The organism is Acinetobacter sp. 778_lipA (genome assembly GCF_058242985.1).
The window spans coordinates 4351270-4377215 of the sequence record NZ_JBZAYT010000001.1 but is presented as its reverse complement, the minus strand read 5'-3'; the positions used below and the strand labels follow the sequence as shown (position 1 = coordinate 4377215).

The following is a 25946-nucleotide window of genomic DNA, read 5'->3' as shown; positions in this document are numbered from 1 at the left end:
AGTTTATTTGAGAGAATTTGTCAGTACATTGATGAGCCAGAATTGTGACCTTAAGTCACTAATGATTTTTAACTGAAGAGTTTGATCATGGCTCAGATTGAACGCTGGCGGCAGGCTTAACACATGCAAGTCGAGCGGGGGAGATTGCTTCGGTAATTGACCTAGCGGCGGACGGGTGAGTAATACTTAGGAATCTGCCTATTAATGGGGGACAACATCTCGAAAGGGATGCTAATACCGCATACGCCCTACGGGGGAAAGCAGGGGATCACTTGTGACCTTGCGTTAATAGATGAGCCTAAGTCGGATTAGCTAGTTGGTGGGGTAAAGGCCTACCAAGGCGACGATCTGTAGCGGGTCTGAGAGGATGATCCGCCACACTGGGACTGAGACACGGCCCAGACTCCTACGGGAGGCAGCAGTGGGGAATATTGGACAATGGGGGGAACCCTGATCCAGCCATGCCGCGTGTGTGAAGAAGGCCTTATGGTTGTAAAGCACTTTAAGCGAGGAGGAGGCTCTTCTAGTTAATACCTAGGATGAGTGGACGTTACTCGCAGAATAAGCACCGGCTAACTCTGTGCCAGCAGCCGCGGTAATACAGAGGGTGCGAGCGTTAATCGGATTTACTGGGCGTAAAGCGTGCGTAGGCGGCTTTTTAAGTCGGATGTGAAATCCCCGAGCTTAACTTGGGAATTGCATTCGATACTGGGAAGCTAGAGTATGGGAGAGGATGGTAGAATTCCAGGTGTAGCGGTGAAATGCGTAGAGATCTGGAGGAATACCGATGGCGAAGGCAGCCATCTGGCCTAATACTGACGCTGAGGTACGAAAGCATGGGGAGCAAACAGGATTAGATACCCTGGTAGTCCATGCCGTAAACGATGTCTACTAGCCGTTGGGGCCTTTGAGGCTTTAGTGGCGCAGCTAACGCGATAAGTAGACCGCCTGGGGAGTACGGTCGCAAGACTAAAACTCAAATGAATTGACGGGGGCCCGCACAAGCGGTGGAGCATGTGGTTTAATTCGATGCAACGCGAAGAACCTTACCTGGTCTTGACATAGTAAGAACTTTCCAGAGATGGATTGGTGCCTTCGGGAACTTACATACAGGTGCTGCATGGCTGTCGTCAGCTCGTGTCGTGAGATGTTGGGTTAAGTCCCGCAACGAGCGCAACCCTTTTCCTTATTTGCCAGCACTTCGGGTGGGAACTTTAAGGATACTGCCAGTGACAAACTGGAGGAAGGCGGGGACGACGTCAAGTCATCATGGCCCTTACGACCAGGGCTACACACGTGCTACAATGGTCGGTACAAAGGGTTGCTACCTAGCGATAGGATGCTAATCTCAAAAAGCCGATCGTAGTCCGGATTGGAGTCTGCAACTCGACTCCATGAAGTCGGAATCGCTAGTAATCGCGGATCAGAATGCCGCGGTGAATACGTTCCCGGGCCTTGTACACACCGCCCGTCACACCATGGGAGTTTGTTGCACCAGAAGTAGGTAGTCTAACCGTAAGGAGGACGCTTACCACGGTGTGGCCGATGACTGGGGTGAAGTCGTAACAAGGTAGCCGTAGGGGAACCTGCGGCTGGATCACCTCCTTAACGAAAGATTGACGATTGGTAAGAATCCACAACAAGTTGTTCTTCATTGATGTATCTGAGGGTCTGTAGCTCAGTTGGTTAGAGCACACGCTTGATAAGCGTGGGGTCACAAGTTCAAGTCTTGTCAGACCCACCAAGTCTACTGAACACAGAAGAGCAGATATATTAAGATCTTAAGCTGGGGACTTAGCTTAGTTGGTAGAGCGCCTGCTTTGCACGCAGGAGGTCAACGGTTCGACTCCGTTAGTCTCCACCACTAATTACAGACTAAGTGATTACAGAACTTAGTAAGCCGATAGCTTATTAAGTTCTGTGATTTATCACAGTTAACTACTCGCTGACGAGGCGGTAGTGAATCATTAACAGAATATATTTGAGTTGAAATAATTGTTTAACTCGTTTTAGTTGATGTTAGCAAGCAATTGTTAATATTGAATGAAATGAGAACTAGCGATAAAACTGAATCAAGCGTTTTGGTATATGAATTAAATTGAAGCTGTATAGTGATTAAATTCACAGGCAACAAATAGAAGTGGTTGAATCCACATTGTTGATCCTCCTTGTAGGGATTAGCGACTGTTTGGGGTTGTATAGTCAAGTAATTAAGTGCATGTGGTGGATGCCTTGGCAGTCAGAGGCGATGAAAGACGTAATAGCCTGCGATAAGCTTCGGGGAGGCGGCAAATATCCTGTGATCCGGAGATTTCTGAATGGGGAAACCCACTTACCATAAGGTAGGTATCGCATGATGAATACATAGTCATGCGAGGCGAACGAGGGGAAGTGAAACATCTCAGTACCCTTAGGAAAAGAAATCAATTGAGATTCCCTCAGTAGCGGCGAGCGAACGGGGATCAGCCCATTAAGTTATATGTGTTTTAGCGGAAAGCTCTGGGAAGTGCTACCGTAGAGGGTGATAGTCCCGTACACGAAAGGGCACATATAATGATGACGAGTAGGGCGAGGCACGTGAAACCTTGTCTGAATATGGGGGGACCATCCTCCAAGGCTAAATACTCCTGACTGACCGATAGTGAACCAGTACCGTGAGGGAAAGGCGAAAAGAACCCCTGTGAGGGGAGTGAAATAGATCCTGAAACCGCATGCATACAAGCAGTGGGAGCCGACTTGTTCGGTGACTGCGTACCTTTTGTATAATGGGTCAGCGACTTATATTCAGTAGCAAGGTTAACCGTATAGGGGAGCCGTAGAGAAATCGAGTCTTAATAGGGCGTTTAGTTGCTGGGTATAGACCCGAAACCGGGTGATCTATCCATGAGCAGGTTGAAGGTTGGGTAACACTAACTGGAGGACCGAACCCACTGTCGTTGAAAAGCCAGGGGATGACTTGTGGATAGGGGTGAAAGGCTAATCAAACTCGGTGATAGCTGGTTCTCCCCGAAAGCTATTTAGGTAGCGCCTCGGACGAATACCATAGGGGGTAGAGCACTGTTTCGGCTAGGGGGTCATCCCGACTTACCAAACCGATGCAAACTCCGAATACCTATGAGTACTATCCGGGAGACAGACTGCGGGTGCTAACGTCCGTAGTCAAGAGGAAAACAATCCAGACCGCCAGCTAAGGCCCCAAAATTATAGTTAAGTGGGAAACGATGTGGGAAGGCATAGACAGCTAGGAGGTTGGCTTAGAAGCAGCCACCCTTTAAAGAAAGCGTAATAGCTCACTAGTCGAGTCGGCCTGCGCGGAAGATGTAACGGGGCTAAAACTATATGCCGAAGCTGCGGATGTATACTTAGTATACGTGGTAGGGGAGCGTTCTGTAAGCCGATGAAGGTGTATTGAGAAGTATGCTGGAGGTATCAGAAGTGCGAATGCTGACGTGAGTAACGACAATGCGAGTGAAAAACTCGCACGCTGAAAGACCAAGGGTTCCAGTCCAACGTTAATCGGGGCTGGGTGAGTCGACCCCTAAGGCGAGGCCGAGAGGCGTAGTCGATGGGAAATTGGTTAATATTCCAATACTTCTGTGTAATGCGATGAGAGGACGGAGAAAGTTAAGTCAGCCTGGCGTTGGTTGTCCAGGTGAAAGGCAGTAGGCATGCATCTTAGGCAAATCCGGGGTGCTCTATGCTGAGAGCTGATAGCAAGCTAGTTTACTAGCGAAGTGGCTGATACTATGCTTCCAGGAAAAGTCTCTAAGCTTCAGTTACACAGGAATCGTACCCGAAACCGACACAGGTGGTCAGGTCGAGTAGACCAAAGCGCTTGAGAGAACTCTGCTGAAGGAACTAGGCAAAATGGTACCGTAACTTCGGGAGAAGGTACGCTGCTGACGGTGATAGGACTTGCTCCTTGAGCTATTGGCAGCCACAGAAACCAGGCCCCTGCAACTGTTTATTAAAAACATAGCACTCTGCAAACACGAAAGTGGACGTATAGGGTGTGATGCCTGCCCGGTGCTGGAAGGTTAATTGATGGGGTTAGCGTAAGCGAAGCTCTTGATCGAAGCCCCAGTAAACGGCGGCCGTAACTATAACGGTCCTAAGGTAGCGAAATTCCTTGTCGGGTAAGTTCCGACCTGCACGAATGGCATAATGATGGGGGCGCTGTCTCCAGCAGAGACTCAGTGAAATCGAATTCGCCGTGAAGATGCGGTGTACCCGCGGCTAGACGGAAAGACCCCGTGAACCTTTACTGCAGCTTGACATTGAACTTTGATCTTACTTGTGTAGGATAGGTGGGAGGCTTTGAAGTAGTGACGCCAGTTGCTATGGAGCCATCCTTGAAATACCACCCTGGTAATATTGAGGTTCTAACTCTGTCCCGTTATCCGGGACGAGGACCATGTCTGGTGGGTAGTTTGACTGGGGCGGTCTCCTCCTAAAGAGTAACGGAGGAGTACGAAGGTGCGCTCAGCGTGGTCGGAAATCACGCGTAGAGTATAAAGGCAAAAGCGCGCTTAACTGCGAGACCCACAAGTCGAGCAGGTACGAAAGTAGGTCTTAGTGATCCGGTGGTTCTGTATGGAAGGGCCATCGCTCAACGGATAAAAGGTACTCTGGGGATAACAGGCTGATACCGCCCAAGAGTTCATATCGACGGCGGTGTTTGGCACCTCGATGTCGGCTCATCTCATCCTGGGGCTGAAGCAGGTCCCAAGGGTATGGCTGTTCGCCATTTAAAGAGGTACGCGAGCTGGGTTTAGAACGTCGTGAGACAGTTCGGTCCCTATCTACCGTGGGCGTTGGAAATTTGAGAGGATCTGCTCCTAGTACGAGAGGACCAGAGTGGACGAACCTCTGGTGTACCGGTTGTGACGCCAGTCGCATCGCCGGGTAGCTATGTTCGGAAGGGATAACCGCTGAAAGCATCTAAGCGGGAAGCCTACCTCAAGATAAGATTTCCCTAGGACTTTATGTCCTCTAAAGAGCCGTTGAAGACTACGACGTTGATAGGTTGGATGTGGAAGTGCGGTGACGCATGAAGCTGACCAATACTAATTGCTCGTGAGGCTTGACTATACAACACCCAAGCAGTTGTATACGAAGCATCATTTGATTCATAAAAGATCAAACATACTTGATTTAGTTGTAAAGCTAGTTAAAATATTCAACTCAAATGTTCTGTTAAACTCATTTGGTACGAAGTAAGGCATTTAAATAAGACCCGAACAAGTCCATAACAGTTTGCTGGCGACAATAGCAAGAGTGAACCACCTGATCCCTTCCCGAACTCAGAAGTGAAACCTCTTAGCGCTGATGGTAGTGTGGGGTTACCCATGTGAGAGTAAGTCATCGCCAGCTTTTAAATCTAAAACACCCCGGTCTCTAACGAGAACGGGGTGTTTTTTTATGCGCAGTGCTTATTATCGGAATAAAAGAGATCTAGTCATATTAAGTAAATTGATGACTGAATTCGGTTAATAATGAATTGTTGACCTTTAAAATTTTTAGCTAAATAATAATTGAACAAAAAAATGGTGCTCCTTATGAAAATTAACTCTTTCTCACCTATTGCTGATAATGAAGAAGAATTACATCTTCCTGAACTGGTCTATGCCGCATCTTTAGGAGAGTTTGAACAGGTCGAACAACTATTATCACAAGGTATTGACGTTAATCAAACTGACGATGAAGGCTATAGTGCGCTACAAGCTGCGGCGGAGAATGATCACTTAGATATCGTTAAATTATTAATTTCTAAAGGTGCAGACAAAGACTATAAAAGCCAATTTACAGCATTAGAACTTGCGGAAATGGCTGAAAATAAACAGATTATTGTGTATTTAAATAGCTTGTAGATTCTCAAACAACGTGATGTGAATCAGATATTCTATAGATATAAAAAGAAAACCCCATCATCCTGATGGGGTTTTCTTTGTATTGGTGTGTTAGATCTGACTCCTGTCGAATCTCACGTTCCTGATGCTCAGACGCTTTATTGTTGTTTTATGTCTGGGAAACTTCCTGTTCCCTATAACTATAGAATATAAGAATGTGCTTTGATCGTATAGATGACAATAGCTGTGATTGATGTAAGCATTTTCTTACAAAGACAACATGGCAATTAATTTACATCAATATTATTTGCCATAAGTCCTTTGCCTTGTGCTTCAGCAATCAAGCGTTCAGCAGATTCACGGTTTTTACGCAGTCCAGGCATACGGAACTCAGTATGACCATAGTCGTGGATTCGTGTCCAACGTCCACCCCATGTTAAACCTACAGATTCAGCAACAACCCCATATAATTGGTAGCCTTTCCATGCCCAAGGATCTCGTTCAGAAATAACAACTTTACCATCTCGTTTAAAGGCAACATCGGCTGCTAAACCAAACTGATGATAACTTTGATAAGCTTTGGCTAAAGTCGTGGCTGTATTGCCAGATAAACGAGTTTGACGCTCTGGACTACGATAACCTTCTAAAAGCACCATTTCATAGCCATGACGTTCTTTCATGATTTTAAAGACCATCAGTAAACGTTGCTTATAACTTGGATGCATTTTATCCCATTTCCGGTCAACCATAGCTGTATCGAAGCTGCTACGTTGATCTCCAATTCCTTCATTATCAATAACCGATGGATTTACACTCGGGACTTGATGATTTGGAACAGGGTTTTCTCTTTCTAATATCTGTGCTTGAACAATCGCAGCATCAATTAAGCTTTCATCCACTGCTGGAGGAGGGGTTAAAACCTCGCCATTTAATAGCGCATAAATTTGAGGGTCAGTTTTTCTTAAATATTCTGCTTCAACCTTAGTCGGATCAATTGGTCGTGTAAATGCAAAAACAAGAATACTGGAAAGCAAAAAGAAACCCGCAATCAAAATCCACCATTGCTGTAAATGCCAATGGGTTTGGGTTTGATTGGCTGAAGCCGCTTGGTTCATTTGTTCTGCAAAGTGCTTTGCAGAAGCTAGCTTTCTCTTACCTTGTGGTAAAAGTGCTTTAAGGTAGTCTAAAGTTTTATGTCTAATTTCATAAGACATGAGAAAAGTTAGACCAAGCACCAAAAAGATAAAACAAATGACAACAAACAAAATCATGGTTTGTTTTCTATGACTTTGCGGTCTATCGTCACTTTCACTGTACCTTCAGGGGAAGCCTCTTGCACTTCTTCTTTTTTAGGTACGGCTTCTTTTTCAGTGGGTTTAGCAGAAGCTTCTGCTTTAGCTTCTACTTTCGCTTTTGGTATTGGTTTTGCGGTTATTGCAGCTTGTGGTCTAGTTGCAGCTGACTGCGGCACTGGTTTAGCCTCAGGTTTTAGCATTTGTTCAAATGGGGAGGCATTCGGAATTGGATTTTTTTGAGCAGCAACCTTATTTTCATGTTTAAAAATCTGATTAAAATCTTTCTCATTGATATGCTGCTTATATGCACCGACATTTTCATCGTGATGATTAGTTGTTGTTTCTTCAGCATGCACATCGCGTAACTCAGGTTCTTGTGTTGCAACCGAATCTGTATTGGTACTGGTATTTTCTGTTGGTTTGATATTGATAAAAACAAAAAAGAAAATAGCAGAAATAACCATCCCAGCAATTAAACCAAGTAGAAAAACAGATGATTTCCCCAATGTTTTTTTAGCGGGTTTACTTTGTAATATACGAATAGATGTTTGTTTTTCTTGTGTCATAATTCAACCTGTCAAGGCAATTGAATAGTGATATGTGCTTGTTCAGCAGGTGCAGAAATCACATTATTAAATTTCGCAATAGAAGCATCTTCTGTTTTATTCAACATGAATTTTAGGCCAGCGAAAGCTAGTACAGCAAATAACAACAGGAAAATTAAAATCCAAACAAAGGGTAATTCTTTATGAATAATATTTTTGATTTGATCTGGTAAAGCTGCAAAAGGAGAAAAAGCGGTCTTTTTGCCTTTTAAATAATCGATTTCATCACCGACCCGAGCCACAAGATGATTTAAACTTTCAATCGATTCAATACGATACTTACCTTGAAAGCCAAGTAATAAGCAATAATGATAGACTTCGAGTGAAGCCAATCGTTCTTTACCACGAGCACGGATCAGTTCGAGAAACTCAAAGAAACGATAACCTGCAAGTTGTGAACCAAATAAAGTTAATTGAAGTGGGCTGATTAACCAATGATTTTGTAGGTTAAAAAATGATGGATCTTGTTGGGTAACAATGGTTTCATCAATTAAGGCACAATATGCATATTTTGCATCATGAATATCTTCAGGAGAAAACTGCAGTTTTTTTGCTTGATGTTCAAATCGATTCAACAAGTCTAAAATTTTGTCTTTAAAGCCGTTTGCATTTTCTGGAACATACTGATTCTTTAATAAGAATACAATATAAAATCCGTCATGTAGAAGATCGACTAAATTGGTTGCTTGTGTGATTTTGGATTGTTGAGGTAAAGAACCTCCACCAATTTGTCCATCATCAAACAGTGAGGGGGCAATATTATTCTGGCTCATGACATACTCCTCGCTTAACCATTCATCACTGCAATTAATTCAATACTGATATCTTGGAAACCTGCAGGGACATAAATACAGATGGTTTCAGAATCAAGCATACGTTGATACATTTCATGATGTGGTTCAATTTCAAAATAATTCACACCAGAACGTACCGGAATAGCAGTTGGAATTTGGACTAAATGATGAATTGGGATTGCAGGAAGTGCCGCAACAACACGTTGTTCAACATCAACAGTATTCCCGACTTTGAAACGCAGCGGGACAATTTGAATCAGTTCATGGGTTTGCATCATGCTACTAGAAACAGCAATATAAAGCCTTGATTCTTTAGTGATTTTATCTGTTTCCAAACTTCCCACCCAATAAGATGGGCGAATTTCTTTCAGTGCAATACTGATATAACGGCTTGAAATAATTGTATCGAGCAATTCGCGTAAAATTTTATCAAGCTGGCTAAAGCTATCTTGCAAGTTATGATGTTGATATTGTGGCAAATGCTCAACTTCGTATGCGGTCGAGAATGTCAGCAATGAGCCAGTTAAACGCAGAAGTTCAAAAAATAGTTTTTCAGGGTGAATCTGCGGATTTTGTAACAGATGATTCAAGGTCGCATGAGCGGTATTTAGTGCATTGACCAACCAGAATGAAACAATATCACCCGATCTAAATTCAATGAGCTTTTGTTCATTTTCACGGTTATTGGTTTGAATCATCTTAATTTTGGCACGAACAACGTTCAGTGTTCGCTTCAAATTTGCCAATAAGGTTTCATTTGACTGAATATGTAAAATTGGTGGAATATATTTTGAATCAATTTCAAAATTCCCTGAGCTATGACGCCGGATTTTTCCGATGGCGAGATATAAAAAACCATCTAAATCTTGATTTGGATCTGCTTGAACATCAAAAAGTTTAAATTCAGTTCGGCGTCGAAGAAATGTAATTTCAGCAGGGGATGCATCAGTAAAAAGATCATGAGTTTCATTCAAATATGAATGGTAGCGAGCAGGTTGTTTATCCTGTTCATCAGAGATGTTCTTCTTATTGGGTTGTAAAATAGGCAATGCTAAGTAGATTAACATTTCCCCACGTAAGTTCAGTTCATCCAATAAAATCGGTTGTGGTAACAGATCTTTGGCTGGTGCTTGGTAAATTTCACCATCCTGCCAAATCATATCAATTTGCTCTAAAGCAAGTACATGTGTGCCCAGTTGTGTTTCGTCAAATCGAAGATTTTTAATTCCATAAGGATAAGGAATCGTTGAACGAATGGTGTGATTAAGTCGTTGTTCTTGGTACGTGTCTTGTAATTGGAAGTGTTGTGGTCTTAAAAATAAACCTTCACCCCAAAGAACTTTTTCTGCTTTAAACATAGATGATTACCATTCAGAAGATTCATTATTTTGGTTTACGCCCAATAACTCATGAATAGAATCAAGGGGATTATCATTTTTAATGACTTGAGTTAACCATTCATGTAAAGGCATTTGGCTCCATTTAATTGTTTTTTGCAGCATATAACTCACAGGACTATGCGGCTCGTTGGTTTGAAAGTAATCAGCAATCTCTTGTAAAACCCGCATTGCCTGTTCACGATTTTGTAAATGGCTTTGTGGTTGAGGTTGAAATGTTTGCGCTTGCGGAATTGGAGCTGAATGCGTTGTTTCTGTTACCGGCATGGTCATTTGAGCTGGGGTATCTTCAACTGTGGTTGTATTGTTATTATTCCCAAATGAGTCGGCTTTATAGATTTTTTTCAGATTCATTTGAATATTTTCAAACTGCGAATCGATACTTGCAAAGCTCGGTGCTTCCAGCTCCATCAGTGCATCTAATGTTTGTTTGATAATATTCCAATGCTGCAAAATTTCTTGAAATTGCTGATAATTTTGATATTGAAAAGTTCGAGAAGTATTGAAAAGCGCTTGATTGAATTGATCTAACTCTAAGGATGCTTCTACACTGTCAGAATCTTCTGCTTGCTTACGACGATTATTCTGTAAGTGTAAGAATTTTTCGTATTGCGCAAGTGAATAAAACGGTTGAATGTTGATGAGCGGAACATTCTTTACCAAGCTCGGTAATTGGGTGGTAAAACCTTGCAGTAATCCTAGGCGTTGATCTAAGTCATCATCTTCAATTTCAGGATGAATCTTCAACCAGAACTGTTCTAAAACACGGTGACTCAGTTCTAGCCCTTTAATTAGCCCTTCAAAGCCATAGAGGTTTGTCCAAGCTTCTGTAAGCCATGTTAATAAACGAATATCTTTGGTTTTTTGTGTGAGTAATTGGATTGATTTTTCTGCAACAAACGACCAGTCGGCTTGCTTTGGTTCAGAAATCCAATCACCTTGGTCTAATAAAGGATCATCATGGGTACGTGCTTTTTTAATTTCGTGAAACTCATTGGAAAAAGACAAATCTTCTCCACACGGATGAGCATCAGAAATAGGCTCTAATAAGACGTCTAAATTTATATCCATTTTCTATACTCGTATATATTTAAGCTTCCACAACTTTTGACTTTTTGCTCGACTTTTTCTTTGCTGGCTTCGCTTGTGGATCTAACAGGTAAATGATTTCATCATCTTTCGTATCAATATGAATGACTTTTGGAATTTTTTGTTCAGCCAAAGCCACCAATATTTCAGTGGCTAAAGCAGGTAACACAGAGGCATTTAAAATATTATCAACATTCCGTGCACCACTATCAACTTCAGTGCAACGACTTAGAATTAATTCGATTAAATCATCGCTATATGTCACTTTCGTTTCATACTGTTTTTCGAGTCGTGCTGTAATTTTTCCGAGTTTATGCTCAATAATTCTGACTAAAAGATCATCATGTAGCGGGAAGTATGGGACAATTCGCATACGGCCTAAGAATGCCGGCTTAAATTGTTTGTATAAGCTTGGTTTGAGTTGTTCAGTCAGCTCTTCAGCACTTGGCCATTCTTCGACAGGTTGATTTAGGCATGCTTGCATGATGGCATTTGACCCTGTATTTGAAGTCAGTAATATCGTGGTGTTTTTAAAATCAATCACACGACCTTCACCATCTTCGAGTGTACCTTTATCAAAAACTTGATAGAACAGCTCTTGGACATCGCTGTGTGCTTTTTCAATCTCGTCTAATAACACAACGCTATACGGATTACGTCGAACGGCTTCAGTCAAAACACCGCCTTGACCATACCCGACATATCCTGGAGGCGCGCCTTTAAGCGAAGAAACCGTATGCGCCTCTTGGTATTCAGACATATTGATAGTGATTAAATGTGACTCACCACCATAAAGTTCATTAGCAAGTGCTAAGGCAGTTTCTGTTTTACCTACACCGCTTGGACCAACAAGCATGAAAACACCCTGTGGTTTATTTGGGTCTTCTAAACGTGCTTTTGAGGTTTTAATACCTTGAACCAACTGATGTAGGGCATAATCTTGTCCCATCACCCGTTTTTCAAGTTTTTCTTCCAGACTGAGAATTTGCTTAATTTCATCATTGACCATTTTGCCAACAGGAATACCAGTCCAGTCTGAAATAATTTCATTAATAATTTGGGCATTTACACGTTCAAAGACCAGTGGTTGCTGACCTTGTAACACAGATAACTGCGTACGTGTATTGAAGATCTCATCTTTGTTTGAATCGGCCTGTTCAGCGGTTTCTAATGCTTGGATTTTTTGAATCAGAGCCAATTCAGCTTGCCATTGTTGTTCTGTTTGCTGAATTTCTTGATCAAGTAATTCCAATGATGATGTTAACTGAGTTAAACGCTCTTCATGAATTGGCTGGTGACGGTGTTCACTTTCAATAATATTGAATTCAAGATTTAAATTATGTTGTTGTGCTTTGAGTTGATCGAGTTTGACTGGTTGAGCATTTTGGGTTAGCGCAACACGAGCTGCAGCGGTGTCAAGCACACTAATGGCTTTATCCGGGAGTTGGCGGCCACTAATATAACGATGTGAAGAATGAACAGCGGTGATAATCGCTTCATCATCAATACGTAAATTAAAGTGATTGGCCATCACTGGAATCATGGCACGTAGCATATCGATCGCGACTTCTTCAGTCGGTTCTTCTACTTTGACCACTTGGAAACGACGACTTAAAGCAGCATCTTTTTCAAAATACTGTTTATATTCGGCCCAAGTTGTAGCTGCAATGGTGCGTAATTCACCCCGCGCAAGTGCAGGTTTTAATAAGTTCGCTGCATCATTTTGCCCAGCCTGGCCGCCGGCGCCAATCATGGTATGGGCTTCATCAATAAACAGAATAATCGGATGTGAAGACTGTTGCACTTCTTGAATAACTTGTTTTAAGCGGTTTTCAAACTCACCTTTAACACTTGCGCCTGCTTGTAACAGCCCCATATCCAAAGAGTGTAATTGGACATTTTTTAATGCATCAGGCACTTGGTTCTGTGAGATCTTTAATGCCAGACCTTCCACAACTGCCGTTTTACCCACACCAGGTTCACCCGTTAAAATAGGATTGTTTTGACGACGGCGCATTAAGATATCAAGCATTAAACGGATTTCATATTCACGTCCAATGACCGGATCAATCCCACCCTTTTGTGCTTTTTCAGTTAAATTAATGGTGAATTGATCTAATGCAGGTGTCTTGTTGTTCGAAGCATGATTGTCTGTTAGGGTATTTTTAAGTTCTGCTTCTTGCTCTTGAACATTTGTTGGGATATTTTCGGTACTCTTTACACAAATTTCCAAGAATTTATGTTTCATCGTATCGATGGGAAACAGATCAAATAAGCTTGATGCTCGAATGGCAATTTGGTAAAGATCAGATGCTGTTAAAAGAGCAATCAATAAATGACTGCTTCGAATCACTGGATCTTGTTCAGCTGAAGCAAGTAACCATGCTTGCTCAAGGAGCCTAACAATTGATTTGGAAAAAATAGGTGTACGGGTATTTCCTTTAGGAAGTTGAGAAATACACTCTAATAAATCCGTTAAAAGTGCATCTTTTGAAATTTTGTATTTATTAAGTATAAGTTCAAGATCATTGGATTGTTGTTCTAATAATTTGACAAAAAAATGTTCGATTTCGATTTCAAAATTTTGATGGTTTACACATAAATTGGCGGATTGTTCTAAAGATGTACGTGAGGATGCTGATAACTTTTTAATCAAAACTTTTAGATCTGTCATTTTCTGTCTCTCTCAAAAAACTTTATTTCTAGGCAAATAAATTCTAAATTTTCTAGCCTATAAATTTGGCATTAAAATTAGTATATTGAAATCAAATATTTAATAATTTTTTAAAAATCACTGGAAATATTTTACATAAAAAAAAACTTTTGTGAAGATAGGATATTATGTATATTATACAACCAATTAAAAAAGTCATTTTTATCAAACGGTTAAAATATTGATACGAAATTTAACTTGACGAGAGCACGTTTTTTTAGTCTTATTTTTAAGTCTTTAACGAAATTGCTTAATTATACATATTTATAAAACATCAAAAGTAAATTTATTGAATAACTGAATCAAGTAAATATTGAGGTTGGATTTTGAAGAATTTTATTCCATATATTTTAGTTCTTGGCACATCATTGGCGACTACATTTGTCTACGCAGATGATGAAATCAAACTAAAAAGATCCTGTATAAAAGATTACCCAATGGTTGAGGGAGAAACTAATCCTGAGTTGTTGGCGGTCTATTCACAATTGTGTGATAAGAAAAATAAAGACAATAAAAACAAACTGTTGGTCTCGGCAGCAGAAAAGTTTCAGCAAATTGGGAAAAATGATAAAGCCATCCAAATTGTTAATTATTTAGAAGCGCAAAATATACAAAGCAATGAGTTAACGGATGTCAAATTCCTTGCAGGAATTGGCTTAGCTTCTGACGCATTGAATAAAATGCGTACACGTGAAATGAGATATTTGACTGAGGATAAAACCTATCCTGTTGCAAAAAGTTTTACTGACGCAGTTAGACAAGCAATGCCAGCAGCAGTTTTGGTTGAAAAAAATCAGGAAAGTGCTCCAGTTGTAGAGCGTGCTCGTCCTCAGAAGGTAAGTCGCCCTCAGAAGAGTCGTACTACACCAACACGCTCAACGCCTGCTACAAAACCAGCTACAAAGCCTACTGCGACGCCAGCGAAACCGAAGTCTACGTCATCAGCACCAAGACCGAATTTCCCAACATAATTTATTGCCCAAATTAATGGATAACAAAAATGTCAAAACGTGAAAGTGTACAGAAGAAATTACAGCGAATCCGACCACCACGTGTTCAACTGACTTATGATGTTGAAGTCGGTGATGGTAAAGAAATTAAAGAACTACCGTTTGTTGTGGGTGTTTTAGGTGACTTTTCAGCTGCTTCTGAGTTAGAAAAAACCAAATTAAAAGATAAAAAATTTATCAATGTCGACTTAGAAAACATTGATGAAGTGATGGAATCATTGTCTCCACGAGCTGCATATCAAGTTGAAAATACGTTAACTGAAGAGGGTGGGCGTATGTCAGTCGATTTAACTTTTAAATCGATGGAAGATTTCAGACCAGAACAAGTAGTACAACAAGTAGAGCCATTGAGAAAATTAGTTGAAGCTCGTGAACGTTTAACAGATTTGAGAAACAAAATTTCAAATAGTGAGCGTTTGGAAGATTTACTGGATGAAGTCTTACAAAATACTGATCAGATTCGTAAATTAAGTGCTGAGGCGGGTCCTGAAAATGAGTAATTTACAAACCAATACTGCGCAAGATGCAGCCGTAGAAGAAGTAAGTTTACTTGATTCTATCGTGGAACGCAGCCGAATTGCACGCAATGACGAAGAGCATGACCGTGCTAAAAGCTTGATTGGTGAGTTGGCCAAAGAAGTAATGGCAGGAACAATCACTGTTTCAGAAAATATGTCTTTGTCGATTGATAAACGTATTGCTGAAATAGATGCGTTGATTTCAAAACAGCTCAGTAAAATCATGCACAATGAGCAGTTTCAAAAAATTGAATCAACTTGGCGTGGTTTGTATTACTTCTGTCAAGAGTCCCCATCAAATCCATTGATCAAAATTCGTATGTTAAATACAACGAAAAAAGAATTGGTCAAAGATTTTCAAGGTGCAACAGATTTCGATCAAAGCACCTTGTTTAAAAAAGTTTATGAAGAAGAATATGGATCATTCGGTGGTGCACCTTATGCGACATTGATCGGTGATTTTGAGTTTGACCGCACACCTTCAGATATGTATCTGTTAGAACAGATTTCACATGTTGCAGCAGCAGCACATGCTCCGTTTATTTCGGCAGCAAGCAGCAATATGTTAGGTCTTGAATCATTTACTGATATTGATCGTCCACGTGATGTTTCAAAAGTATTTGAAACAGCAGAATATGTACAGTGGCGTTCTTTCCGTGAAAGTGATGACGCTCGTTATGTTGCGTTGACAATGCCACGCGTTTTAGGCCGTTTGCCTTATGATCCAAAAGAAGGTTGGGCGACTGAAGGCTTTAACTTTGTAGAAGAAGTTTCAGGGCAAAACCATGATGAATATTTGTGGATGAATGCAGCTTATGCGTTTGGTACCCGTTTGACCAATGCATTTGATCTCCATGGTTGGTGTGCTGCGATTCGCGGTGTTGAAGGTGGTGGTATGGTCGAAGGCTTACCAGTACATACTTTTAAAACCAATGACGGTGAAGTTGTATTTAAGTGTCCAACAGAAATTGCGATCACTGACCGTCGTGAGAAAGAGCTGAGTGACTTAGGTTTTATTCCATTAGTTCATTGTAAAAATACAGATTACGCAGCATTTTTTGGTGCGCAGTCTACGCAAAAACCGAAGAAGTATGACAGTGATACAGCAAATGCGAATTCGTCCTTATCTAGCCAGATCCAATACATCATGGCTGTTTCTCGAATTGCACATTACTTAAAAGCAATGATGCGAGATAAAGTCGGAAGCTTTGCTTCAGCAGGTAATGTAGAAGCATTTTTAAATGAATGGCTATCACAATATGTATTGCTTGATGATGGTGCTTCACAAGAAGCAAAAGCGCAGTATCCATTGCGTGAAGCTTCTGTAAAAGTTGTAGAGAATCCTGCAGAGCCAGGGCACTACAAGTCTGTGGTCTTCTTAAGACCGCATTTCCAGCTAGATGAGTTGTCGGTTTCTTTGCGACTTGTCACTGAGTTACCTCAGTCCTCGAATTAAAATAGAGCGTGGCTAAATAATAACTTTAAAAAATAAGGGTAAATCCAATGAAAGATATATACGTTCAATTTCAAGGTAAGTACAAAGTTGATGGCGAGTCACGTGATTCTGAGCACAAAAATTGGCTAGAAGTTAATTCTTGGTCTCATAATATTCGTCAGCCAAAATCTGCGACTTCTTCAAGCGTTGGTGGTCATACTGCTGAACGTGTAGAACACTCAGATATGCTTTTTGTTAAAGATTTGGATGCAACTAGTCCAAAACTTTGGGAAGCATGTTCTGCGGGTTATACATTTGATGAAGTTCAAATTGACTTCTACCGCGCAAATGGTGACAAACGTATTAAGTACCTTCAAATCAAACTTAAGCATGTACTTGTTTCAAGTGTAACGCCTACCGTAAATGAAGAAGGTGTTCCAACTGAAGCATTTGGTCTAAAATATGCTGCGGTTGAGTGGACTTATAATCAACAAGATATTAACGGTTCTGCTAAAGGTGCCGTTACTAAGAAATGGTCTCTTTCTAACAATACTGCATCTTACGCTGCTTAATTGTTTGTTGAAACAGATAGGGACTTGGGTCCCTATCTGTTTCATATTATTAGAATATACATTATGAATTTAGATCAACTTTACCCCTATGGATTTCGATCTACACTATTTGATCGTTTAATTGTTGAAGATGATTATATAAAAGGGCTTTCTATTCATGAGTTAAGAGAGTCTGTTGCCCATGATTTAGAAGACTTATTAAATACACGAATTGCCAAACTGGATTTGGAAATCGATGATTTCCCTTTAGTCAAAAAGTCTATCATACAGTTTGGTATTATTGATTTTGTTGGACTTTCAACCGCAAATCCAACTGATCGGGATACTATCTGTCAATCTATAGAACAGTCGATTGCTGCTCATGAGCCACGCTTAAAACAAATTAAAGTAGAAATGCAGTTAGATGACCAAAATGTTGGTTCGTTATGTTTAAGCATTCAAGCTTATTTAAATATTCACCCACTTTATGAACCTGTAATTTTTGATGCCTTACTTAAGCCAACAACACAGCAATATGTGATTTCTGCCAGATCTTAAAATAAAGTAGGTATGTCGTGATAGAAGAACTTTTACCGTATTATGAAAAGCAATTACAAGAATTTGGACAGCAGTCTCGTGCTTTTGCAGATAAATACCCGAAAATTGCACAACGATTATCTTTAAATCAAGAACAAATTGATGATCCTCATATTGAACGCCTTATACAGGCATTTTCTTTAATTGCTGCACGTATCGATAAAAAGTTAGCTGATAGTTACGACATCTTTACCCGTTCTTTATTTGAGGTAATGTTTCCTCAATATTTACGTCATTTTCCAGCGTGTTCTGTGGTGAGTTTTGAAGACTTAAATAAGCAAAAACAATTGACGGATGTTCACATTATTCCCAAAGGAACCACTTTAAAGTCAAGAAGTTTCAAAGGTGTCCAATGTGAGTTTAATACCAGTGCTGAAGTTAAATTATTGCCTATTCAACTGGAAAGTCTGAGTTTTCAAACCAATCCCAGTGCACATATTCATTTAAACCAAAATGCGACATTAAATTTAAAATTTGAATTATTAAACCCTGCTAAAAATTGGTTAAAAAATGAAAAGCTGCCCATTTATCTGGATGCCATTTCAAACTTTCCTTTGCAAGTTTTAGATCATATTTTCCATAAAGAAACCAGTTTTAGTCTTCGCATCAATAACAAGGTTGTGCCGATAAAAAATCCGTTTGAAGTGATGGGTTTTGATGAAAATGAAAGTTTATTGCCCGTTGATCAACATACACATCATGCTTATCGATTATTAATCGAATATTTCTGTTTTCCTGAAAAGTTTAGTTATTTAAATTTGAATTTAGATTTTTTAAAATTATTAAAAGAAGAAAATTTGAGTTTTGAAGTTCAAATCCATTTAAAACTGAATTTAAATGATCAAGCCATCATTCGCAACTATTCAGAATTGAATGTGGCAAATTTTAAGTTATTTACCAGCCCTGTCGTCAATTTATTTGAGAAACAAGCTGAGCCACAAAAAATCAATCATAAAAACTTAGAATATCCTTTAATGACAGATGCACATCATCCTGAATTCTATCAAGTGTATTCAATCGTTGAAATGAATTTAATCCGTGAAAAAAGTAATCAAGATCAAGTGGTTTACCCAATTCTACCTTTCTTTGCGATGAGTCATTATCATGGTGACGATATTCAGTTTTTTTATGCGTTAAATCCAACGGTTTTACAAAATCAATATGTAGAAACGGGCTATTCGATTATTTCTAAACAATTAGAACCACACAGTATTAAGTCTGATTTTGTTAGTTGTAAGTTGTTATGTTCCAATCGTGAATTACCGCACGAAGCTTTGGGTCAGTCAAACAACGTCTTGAACTTGAATGACAGTACCGTTGCTCGTCGTGCATTGGTGTTAAAGAGACCTACAGCACCCTTCCAATTTGAAAAAAATAAGAATGAACAATGGCGTATTATTTCGCACCTTTCATTAAATACTTTAGCCTTAATGAAAGGTGATGCTGTAAGTCATATTAAAGAATTGCTAGAGCTTTATAACTTACCTAAATCTAAAGAAAATCATTTAATTATTGATGCAATTAAAAAAATTGAATTTGAAATCACCAATAAACTCGTTGAAGCCAAACCCTTTCCAATGTTTGTACGCGGGGTTAAGGTTTTAATGGATGTCGATGTCCAAGTCTTTAGAGGGCATAGCTTATATATTTTCAGCGAATTGATCAGTCATATTTTTAACTTAAAAGTACAGATGAACAGCTTTGTTGACGTTTTTGTTCGAGATTTAAATACAAAACAGGAGTTATACCAATGCGTACAGAACGTTGGTGGCAAGAAGCTTCTGTAATTGATGAGCTTTTTAAAACCCCTACAGCTTTTGAATTTATACAAACCACACGATTATTTAGACATGCGCCCAATACCGCTTTTTTAAAGAATTGGTCTGACGATTTTCTTTTTGAAAGTTCATTAAACTTGAACTTTCCAAAACATGAAATTGAATTACTCGAACAACAAGACGAAAAAATTCATCTTACAAATTTGATTGTCGGTTTAACCGGTATGCAAGGTGCAATGCCGTATACCTATACTAATAAAGTGAAACAAACACCGCGTAAACAGCGTGTTGAAGTTCAAAAGTTTCTAGGTTTATTTAATCATAAGCTTACGGCTCAATTTGTTGAAGCAAGTTTAAGTTATAACTTGCCTGTACGTTATGAAGTTGAAAAAGAAAATAATTACTTAGAAATCTTGCATGCTTTAAATGGTTATATTAGGACACAACATCAACAGAGTGATCTAGATGACTATTTTGCTGAGTTTTCTGGGCTTATGCAGGGTCAAAATAATACAGCTCATGCATTAAAGACAATGTTGACCTGTGTATTCAATCAACAAGTTGAAGTCAAAGAATATATTACTGAAAAGTTTAAACTCGGGAATGAGCAGAAAACTACTTTGGGAGGGGACCGACCTTTCTTGTTAGGTGTAAATACATTCTGTGGAGAGACGATTCGACAAATAGATGGAAAAATCGAGATTCAAATTGGACCGTTGAGCCATGCACAGTATTTAGAATTTTTACCCAAGAAAAAATTAAGTAAGAAGTTAAAAAAAATTCTGCAAAGTTGGTGTAGTCCAACCTTATTTGTCGATTTACGTTTAGTCTTGGCAAAAGAGGAAGTCCAGCCTTTACAACTAAGTTCAACAACACAAATTGGTTTGGCACAAGGTGCTTTTGTGATGCCAAAAACTCAAAGTGACAATGATGAAACGTGTTATGCACTGATTGGAGTGTCATAAGTGATCAAAATAATTTTAGGAACTTTAATCAGTACCATATTACTAGTTTCGGTAATCGTGGTATTTTATTGGCGTGATATTAAATATGACCCAAATGGGCAAGATTTTCTGATTTTCTTTGGCGTGATTCCAGCTGCGATTACTTTGTTAATCCTGAGCCCAATGTTGATCAAAAAGATTTATCAAAGCCACCAAGAGAAGAAAGAACAACAAAGAATTGAGGCAGAGCAACGTTCAGAACAACAAATCACTGAAGCTAAAGTTGAAGAAAAAATTGAATGGGTAGACTTGAAAGTTTATTCAGCCACAAGCTTAAGTGCCTTAGGCGAAAATGAAGCACAGCTTGATCAGCTTCAAGATGTGGCAAGTCCTGAACTTGATTCGCAATTGGTCAATGGTTATGGTTTACCGATTCTTTCATTCCGTGTTCAAGATATTGAAGAACCGTTAGAGGATGAGGCATCTAGTCTTTCTAGTCGTCAAAAGCGTATAAGTGCATTAATTCAGCAGCAATTAGAACAGAATATTGAAACTTTATATCAAATTGCAGAGCACCTAAAAAACTCCGCACTCTTTTATGATGCCAAACTTGCACATGAATATCGTATGCATCCTGCTTGGATTGACCCTCATCATGACGATGAAGATGAGCCGATTGAACAACAGGTCGCAGAAGCAGTACCTCGACTTAATTATTTGAATATTCACATTATTTTGCCAGAAAATTTATTCCATAGCTGGGATGAAAGTTCAGCTTCAGAATTGGTTCACCATTATCTTACTGAACTGGGCATTCTCGATCAGCAATTTGGCACTGAATATCATTATTGGGGTGAAACAACTGCGTATAAAGACTGGATTAAGTTGCTAAAAAGAACCCAACTTTTGGATTCTGAGGTATCACTGTTTATTGCAGTAGATTCAGAAATTGATCAAGAAACCATAGATGATCGGACGTGGATGACTGAAAAATATATTCCATCTGAGTATATCAGTACTTGTTGTATGACAAATACCCAGGTCGAATTGCAAAATTTACAAGCAATAAAGTATATTCGAATTGCTTTAAATTCTGATCAGGCATCTAAAACATTAAAAGAGTTGAATTTAGACCAAGCAGAACAGTTTGATCAAGAACAGCCCTTTGTCTTGGTCTTAGACGACCCAGCAGAGATCAAGCTGTTAAAGAAACTTGAACAAAACTTTGCCGAAACAGCTATTGAAGCGCATCATTATCTTTACAGTAAAAATAGCCTAGGCCATACCCAACCCTTAGCCAAAGTTTTTGGTTTTATGTTGAGTTTGCACTTTAAAGATGAGTTGTACGGTTATGTTTATAGTGCTGAACATCAGCAAACCCAAGTGATTGTTGGGACTGAGTTTGCATAGAACTTACAGATAAATTTAGAAAGAAATAGAGAAAATGATACAAACAATTTTAAGCTATGCATGGCAGTACATCACAAATCCGAAACTGGTGATTGCGCTTTCGATTCTGGTTGCGATCGTTTCTTCATATAGTGTAGTACCGCGTCAGTACTTCTTTATGATGGTTGCAGCTTACATTCTTGGGTTGGTGATTTACGGCATCTACTGGTTGATCCAGCGTCGTAAACATGCAGAACAAGGTGAAGCATTGGCTGAAGCGATTCAACAAGACACCACTGCTGAATATGGAAAACAAAAAGATAAAGAAGAATTAAATCTGATCAATCAGCAGATGAAAGATTCGATCCAATTGATTCGTAAGTCTAAATTGGGTGATAAAAGTGGTAACGCAGCACTCTATGAGTTGCCTTGGTATATGGTGATTGGTAACCCTGCTGCGGGAAAAAGCTCGGCAATTTACCATTCTGGATTAAAATTTCCCTTTGAAGAGACCCATCAAAAAGTGGTGTCTTCAGGACTCAGTGGTACCCGAAACTGCGATTGGTTTTTCTCAACAGAAGGGGTATTGTTGGATACAGCTGGTCGATACTCTGTGTATTCAGAAGACCATTCAGAATGGTTAGGCTTTTTAAATATTCTGAAAAAGAACCGCTCTAAAGCGCCGATCAATGGCTTAATTGTGATTGTTAGTGTGGCTGAGTTGGTTAGTCAAAGCCCTGAGAAATCGATCAAATTAGCGAAAAGTTTAAGAGCGCGTATTCAAGACTTAACTGAACGTTTAGAAATTTTTGCACCTGTTTATTTGGTCTTTTCTAAAATGGATTTGATTGCAGGATTCACTGAATTTTTTGAATGTTATGAATCTGCTGAGTTTGATCAAGTTTGGGGCGCAACCTTACCTTATGACTCTGAATCATCACAGAATGCTGTGGAACATTTCGAGAAGCACTACAATATTTTATATGATGGACTAAAAGGGGTCAGTACCACCCATTTAAGTCGCCGTCATGCGCAAAATATTTCGCCAAGTGTGATGACTTTCCCACTTGAATTTAAGACTTTAAAACCTGTATTAAAAACGTTTATTGGTACTTTATTTGAAGAAAATCCGTATCAGTTTAAACCAGTCTTCCGTGGCTTTTACTTTACGAGTGCTTTACAAGAAGGCGTGATAGAAAGTCCGATGACGGAACAGATAGTTGATGATTTTCAGCTGACTAAAATCCCCAATAGTGAACATGGTATTCCACAAAATTCAATTTCTCAGAATCATGGCTATTTCTTAAAAGGGCTATTCTCAGAAGTCATTCTCAAAGATAAAAACCTAGTTAAACAACATATTAACCCGACCACAAAACGTAAACGTTATTTGGCGTTTATTGCATCATTATTAGGTGTTTCCATTATTTTGGGTTTATGGGTATGGTCTTATCGTAATAATCAACAATTGATTGCAGATGTTCAGGCCGATTTAAATAAAGTTGTGCAAATGGAGCAAACTTCAGGTCAAGAGCTTTCAACCCAAATCGATGCTTTACTGATTTTGCAACAACGCTTAGAGCAATTGGATGATTTTGATCAGCATCGTCCATTGAAATTTTCATTTGGTTTATATCAAGGCAATGACTTAAAAGAAAAATTAAAAGCTGAATATTTAAAAGGTGTGAAACAGATTGTTTTAGCACCAAGTCAGCAAAACATTGCGCAATATCTACAACGTGTAAAAGGCAATGAGCAGACGCTTAAACAAAATCATGTCAATGTTGAAATTAAGCAAGCGTCTTCGACACAAATTGCATCAGAACCTTCTGATACCAATCCGCAAGATGCTTACAATGCGTTAAAAGCCTATTTGATGATGAGCAATCCACAATATATGGATGCGAGTCATTTAAGTGACCAAGTCACTCGCTTCTGGCGTTCATGGCTAGATACCAATCGTGGGCAAATGCCACGTGGAGAAATGATTCAAAAAGCTGAAAAAATATTGAGCTATTCAATGACCTTAGCCAATGATAAAAAGTTTCCAGTGTTAGAGTCTGATGCGCAGTTGGTAGATCAAACTCGTCAAGTATTGCTTTCTGTTGTACGAGGGATGCCTGCCCGTGATCGCGTTTATAATGAAATTAAAATGCGCGCGGCGGTTCGATTCCCAGCTGTGACCGTGGCCCAAATTGTCGGTGAAACCAATCGGAATGTCATGCTGGGTGGTTATGCATTGCCTGGTATATTTACCCAAAAAGCATGGGATGAATATGTCGATAAAGCCATTGAAGAAGCTGCGAATAAACCCACGGATACCAAAGATTGGGTGTTGAATAGTACCCAGTCAGACGATTTAACTTTTAGTGGTAGCCCTGACCAAATTCGTAAACAGTTAACCCAGTTGTATAAACAAGAATATATTGCTGAATGGAAAAAGTTTATTAATGCCACTCACTATGCGAAAGGGCCTGATTTTGTTCAACAAGCTAAGGTCATGGATGTATTGGGTGAACCACAAAACTCTCCAATCCGTACCTATATTGACCGTGTTGCAAAAGAAACCAGTTGGGATAATCCAATTGTTCAAGCTGAACTTGCTGCGCCACAAACCGGATTTGTTGCTTGGTTTAAGCGTAAAGTTTTAGGACAAGGTAAAACGGATGATATCCAACGTGCATCGAATCAAGCACAAGGGCAGATTTCTCAACAATTCCAAGTATTCTACCAATTGGTTCGTAAACGTGATGATTTACAGAACAAATCACTGCTAGATGATTATTTACAGAATATGGCACAAGTCAGAAGTAAATTGAATGATCTACGTAGTGCAGGTGACTTTGGTCCAAATGCTTTGGCCCTAGCAAAACTTACTATTAATGATCAAACTTCAGTTTTCAACACCACTCAAAAAGTTGTTGATGAAAAATTGACGGTAGGTTTAGGTGAGTTGGATCAGCAAATGGTTCAGAAATTGTTGGTGAGCCCGTTAACCCAATCTTTTGATAGTTTGTTGACTCCAGCACAGGATGAAATAAATAAACTCTGGACCTTGCAAGCTTTCCAACCGTTTAGCCAAACACTTTCACAAAAAGTGCCATTTAACTCATCTGGAACGATTCAAGCGACCAGTAGTGAAATTAGTCAAATTTTTGGTGATAACGGTAGCATTGCTAAATTTGTAAAAGAAACTCTTGATCCATTTGTTATTCGTCGTGGTTATACATTGTCATCGAAGACATGGAAAAACATGGGGATTGGCTTGAATCCTGAATTCGTTATGAATTTTGAGCAATATACTACGCCAATTAATGGTACATCTGCTGGAGCAGCAGGGGGTGCGCCGGTTGCAACCAATCAGTCAAACTTCCAATTCTATCCGATCCCTAACAATAAATTATTGTCCTATACCATTGATATTGATGGACAGCGTTTGGTTTATGAAAATGGCATCCAACAATGGGTCAACTTCATGTGGCCAAATCCTGGTGCAATACCAGGAGCACGGATCACGGCAATCGATTTAGATGGACAAACCCATACTATATTTGATGAGCCGGGTGAATACGGAATCAATAAATTAATCGATAGTGCACAACGTAAGTCATTGAATGGAAGCTTTGAAATGACATGGGCAAGCAAACAAAACAGTGATTTGTTTGTGAAACTTCAATTCCGTTTAATTAGTGGTAATGCTTCAAATCCAATTGGTTCTAATCGTGGCTATGTTGGATTAAAACTGGTTGATCGAGTCACAAGTCCTAAAGCACCATTGGTTGTTGCAGCACAGGCAGCGCCTGTTACCGTAAGTGCAAACTCACCAGCGGCTTCACCATTTGGCGGTGCGACTGCACCGGTAGCAGCTGCACCTAAGCCTCAGACAACCGCACCAGCAAGCTCAACTGTAGCACCTGCTGGCAATGCGGCAAATGCTGCTGGAAAAGGAGTGGCTCAATGATTCAAGGAAACGATTTGACGC

The 25946-nt window shown here is 39.7% G+C and carries 16 protein-coding genes, 2 tRNA genes and 3 rRNA genes; 15 read left to right on the top strand and 6 right to left on the bottom strand.

The window, feature by feature from the left end:
• The first annotated feature begins 69 nt into the window (after positions 1-69).
• The 6 genes from AC4CUY_RS20725 (at position 70) to AC4CUY_RS20700 (ending at position 5870) form a co-directional block, all read left to right on the top strand.
• A 16S ribosomal RNA gene (locus AC4CUY_RS20725) occupies positions 70-1608 on the top strand.
• 59 nt (positions 1609-1667) lie between these two features.
• Positions 1668-1744: transfer RNA gene (locus tag AC4CUY_RS20720), tRNA-Ile, on the top strand.
• Positions 1745-1788: 44 nt separating this feature from the next.
• Positions 1789-1864, top strand: a tRNA-Ala gene (locus AC4CUY_RS20715).
• Positions 1865-2200: 336 nt separating this feature from the next.
• Positions 2201-5091 (top strand): 23S ribosomal RNA (locus AC4CUY_RS20710).
• 167 nt (positions 5092-5258) lie between these two features.
• Positions 5259-5373, top strand: a 5S ribosomal RNA gene (rrf, locus tag AC4CUY_RS20705).
• Together the 16S, 23S and 5S rRNA genes with 2 tRNA genes alongside form the textbook arrangement of a ribosomal RNA operon.
• Before the next feature lie 185 nt (positions 5374-5558).
• A complete protein-coding gene (locus AC4CUY_RS20700) occupies positions 5559-5870 on the top strand; it encodes an ankyrin repeat domain-containing protein (protein WP_490774631.1) in 312 nt (103 codons plus the stop codon).
• A 266-nt stretch (positions 5871-6136) separates the two neighbouring features.
• On the opposite strand, the gene AC4CUY_RS20695 is transcribed toward AC4CUY_RS20700, so the two are convergent.
• From AC4CUY_RS20695 to tssH, 6 genes are read right to left on the bottom strand one after another with little or no spacing between them, the layout of a single operon-like run.
• On the bottom strand, positions 6137-7120 hold the full coding sequence (locus AC4CUY_RS20695) for a M15 family metallopeptidase (protein ID WP_490774630.1): 984 nt from the start codon (positions 7118-7120) through the stop codon (positions 6137-6139).
• On the bottom strand, positions 7117-7710 hold the full coding sequence (locus tag AC4CUY_RS20690) for a hypothetical protein (protein ID WP_336953854.1): 594 nt from the start codon (positions 7708-7710) through the stop codon (positions 7117-7119). Before AC4CUY_RS20690 ends, AC4CUY_RS20695 begins: the two co-directional genes overlap by 4 nt.
• 11 nt (positions 7711-7721) lie before the next feature.
• Positions 7722-8522 (bottom strand): type IVB secretion system protein IcmH/DotU, encoded by an 801-nt coding sequence (gene icmH, locus AC4CUY_RS20685; protein ID WP_336953853.1) that lies wholly within the window; start codon positions 8520-8522, stop codon positions 7722-7724.
• 14 nt (positions 8523-8536) lie between these two features.
• The gene (gene tssK / locus AC4CUY_RS20680) at positions 8537-9901 is read right to left on the bottom strand and encodes a type VI secretion system baseplate subunit TssK (RefSeq protein ID WP_004823587.1); all 1365 of its coding nucleotides are present in this window, start codon (positions 9899-9901) and stop codon (positions 8537-8539) included.
• 6 nt (positions 9902-9907) lie between these two features.
• Positions 9908-11011 carry a type VI secretion system protein TssA gene (gene tssA, locus AC4CUY_RS20675; RefSeq protein ID WP_419360136.1) on the bottom strand — a complete coding sequence of 368 codons (1104 nt, stop codon included), beginning with the start codon at positions 11009-11011 and terminating at the stop codon, positions 9908-9910.
• Positions 11012-11030: 19 nt separating this feature from the next.
• A complete protein-coding gene (gene tssH / locus AC4CUY_RS20670; protein ID WP_490774629.1) occupies positions 11031-13703 on the bottom strand; it encodes a type VI secretion system ATPase TssH in 2673 nt (890 codons plus the stop codon).
• Positions 13704-14068: 365 nt separating this feature from the next.
• Between tssH and AC4CUY_RS20665 the strand changes: the two genes are divergently transcribed.
• From AC4CUY_RS20665 to tssM, 9 genes are all read left to right on the top strand, one after another.
• Positions 14069-14713 (top strand): hypothetical protein, encoded by a 645-nt coding sequence (locus tag AC4CUY_RS20665; RefSeq protein WP_336953851.1) that lies wholly within the window; start codon positions 14069-14071, stop codon positions 14711-14713.
• Positions 14714-14742: 29 nt separating this feature from the next.
• A complete protein-coding gene (tssB, locus tag AC4CUY_RS20660; protein WP_004723560.1) occupies positions 14743-15252 on the top strand; it encodes a type VI secretion system contractile sheath small subunit in 510 nt (169 codons plus the stop codon).
• Positions 15245-16726 (top strand): type VI secretion system contractile sheath large subunit, encoded by a 1482-nt coding sequence (gene tssC, locus AC4CUY_RS20655; RefSeq protein WP_336953850.1) that lies wholly within the window; start codon positions 15245-15247, stop codon positions 16724-16726. The genes tssB and tssC overlap by 8 nt, the downstream gene beginning before the upstream one ends.
• 47 nt (positions 16727-16773) lie before the next feature.
• Positions 16774-17277, top strand: coding sequence for an Hcp family type VI secretion system effector (locus AC4CUY_RS20650; protein WP_004723558.1), 504 nt, complete (start codon positions 16774-16776; stop codon positions 17275-17277).
• Positions 17278-17340: 63 nt separating this feature from the next.
• Entirely contained in the window at positions 17341-17814 is a 474-nt protein-coding gene (tssE, locus tag AC4CUY_RS20645; protein WP_034617192.1) for a type VI secretion system baseplate subunit TssE, read from the top strand.
• A gap of 17 nt (positions 17815-17831) precedes the next feature.
• Positions 17832-19640 carry a type VI secretion system baseplate subunit TssF gene (gene tssF / locus AC4CUY_RS20640; RefSeq protein ID WP_419328485.1) on the top strand — a complete coding sequence of 603 codons (1809 nt, stop codon included), beginning with the start codon at positions 17832-17834 and terminating at the stop codon, positions 19638-19640.
• The gene (gene tssG / locus AC4CUY_RS20635; protein WP_336953848.1) at positions 19604-20596 is read left to right on the top strand and encodes a type VI secretion system baseplate subunit TssG; all 993 of its coding nucleotides are present in this window, start codon (positions 19604-19606) and stop codon (positions 20594-20596) included. Before tssF ends, tssG begins: the two co-directional genes overlap by 37 nt.
• Complete coding sequence (locus AC4CUY_RS20630) at positions 20597-21985, top strand: hypothetical protein (RefSeq protein ID WP_490774628.1); 1389 nt, start codon at positions 20597-20599, stop codon at positions 21983-21985.
• Between the two features lie 34 nt (positions 21986-22019).
• Complete coding sequence (gene tssM, locus AC4CUY_RS20625; protein ID WP_490774627.1) at positions 22020-25925, top strand: type VI secretion system membrane subunit TssM; 3906 nt, start codon at positions 22020-22022, stop codon at positions 25923-25925.
• Positions 25926-25946: the final 21 nt, after the last annotated feature.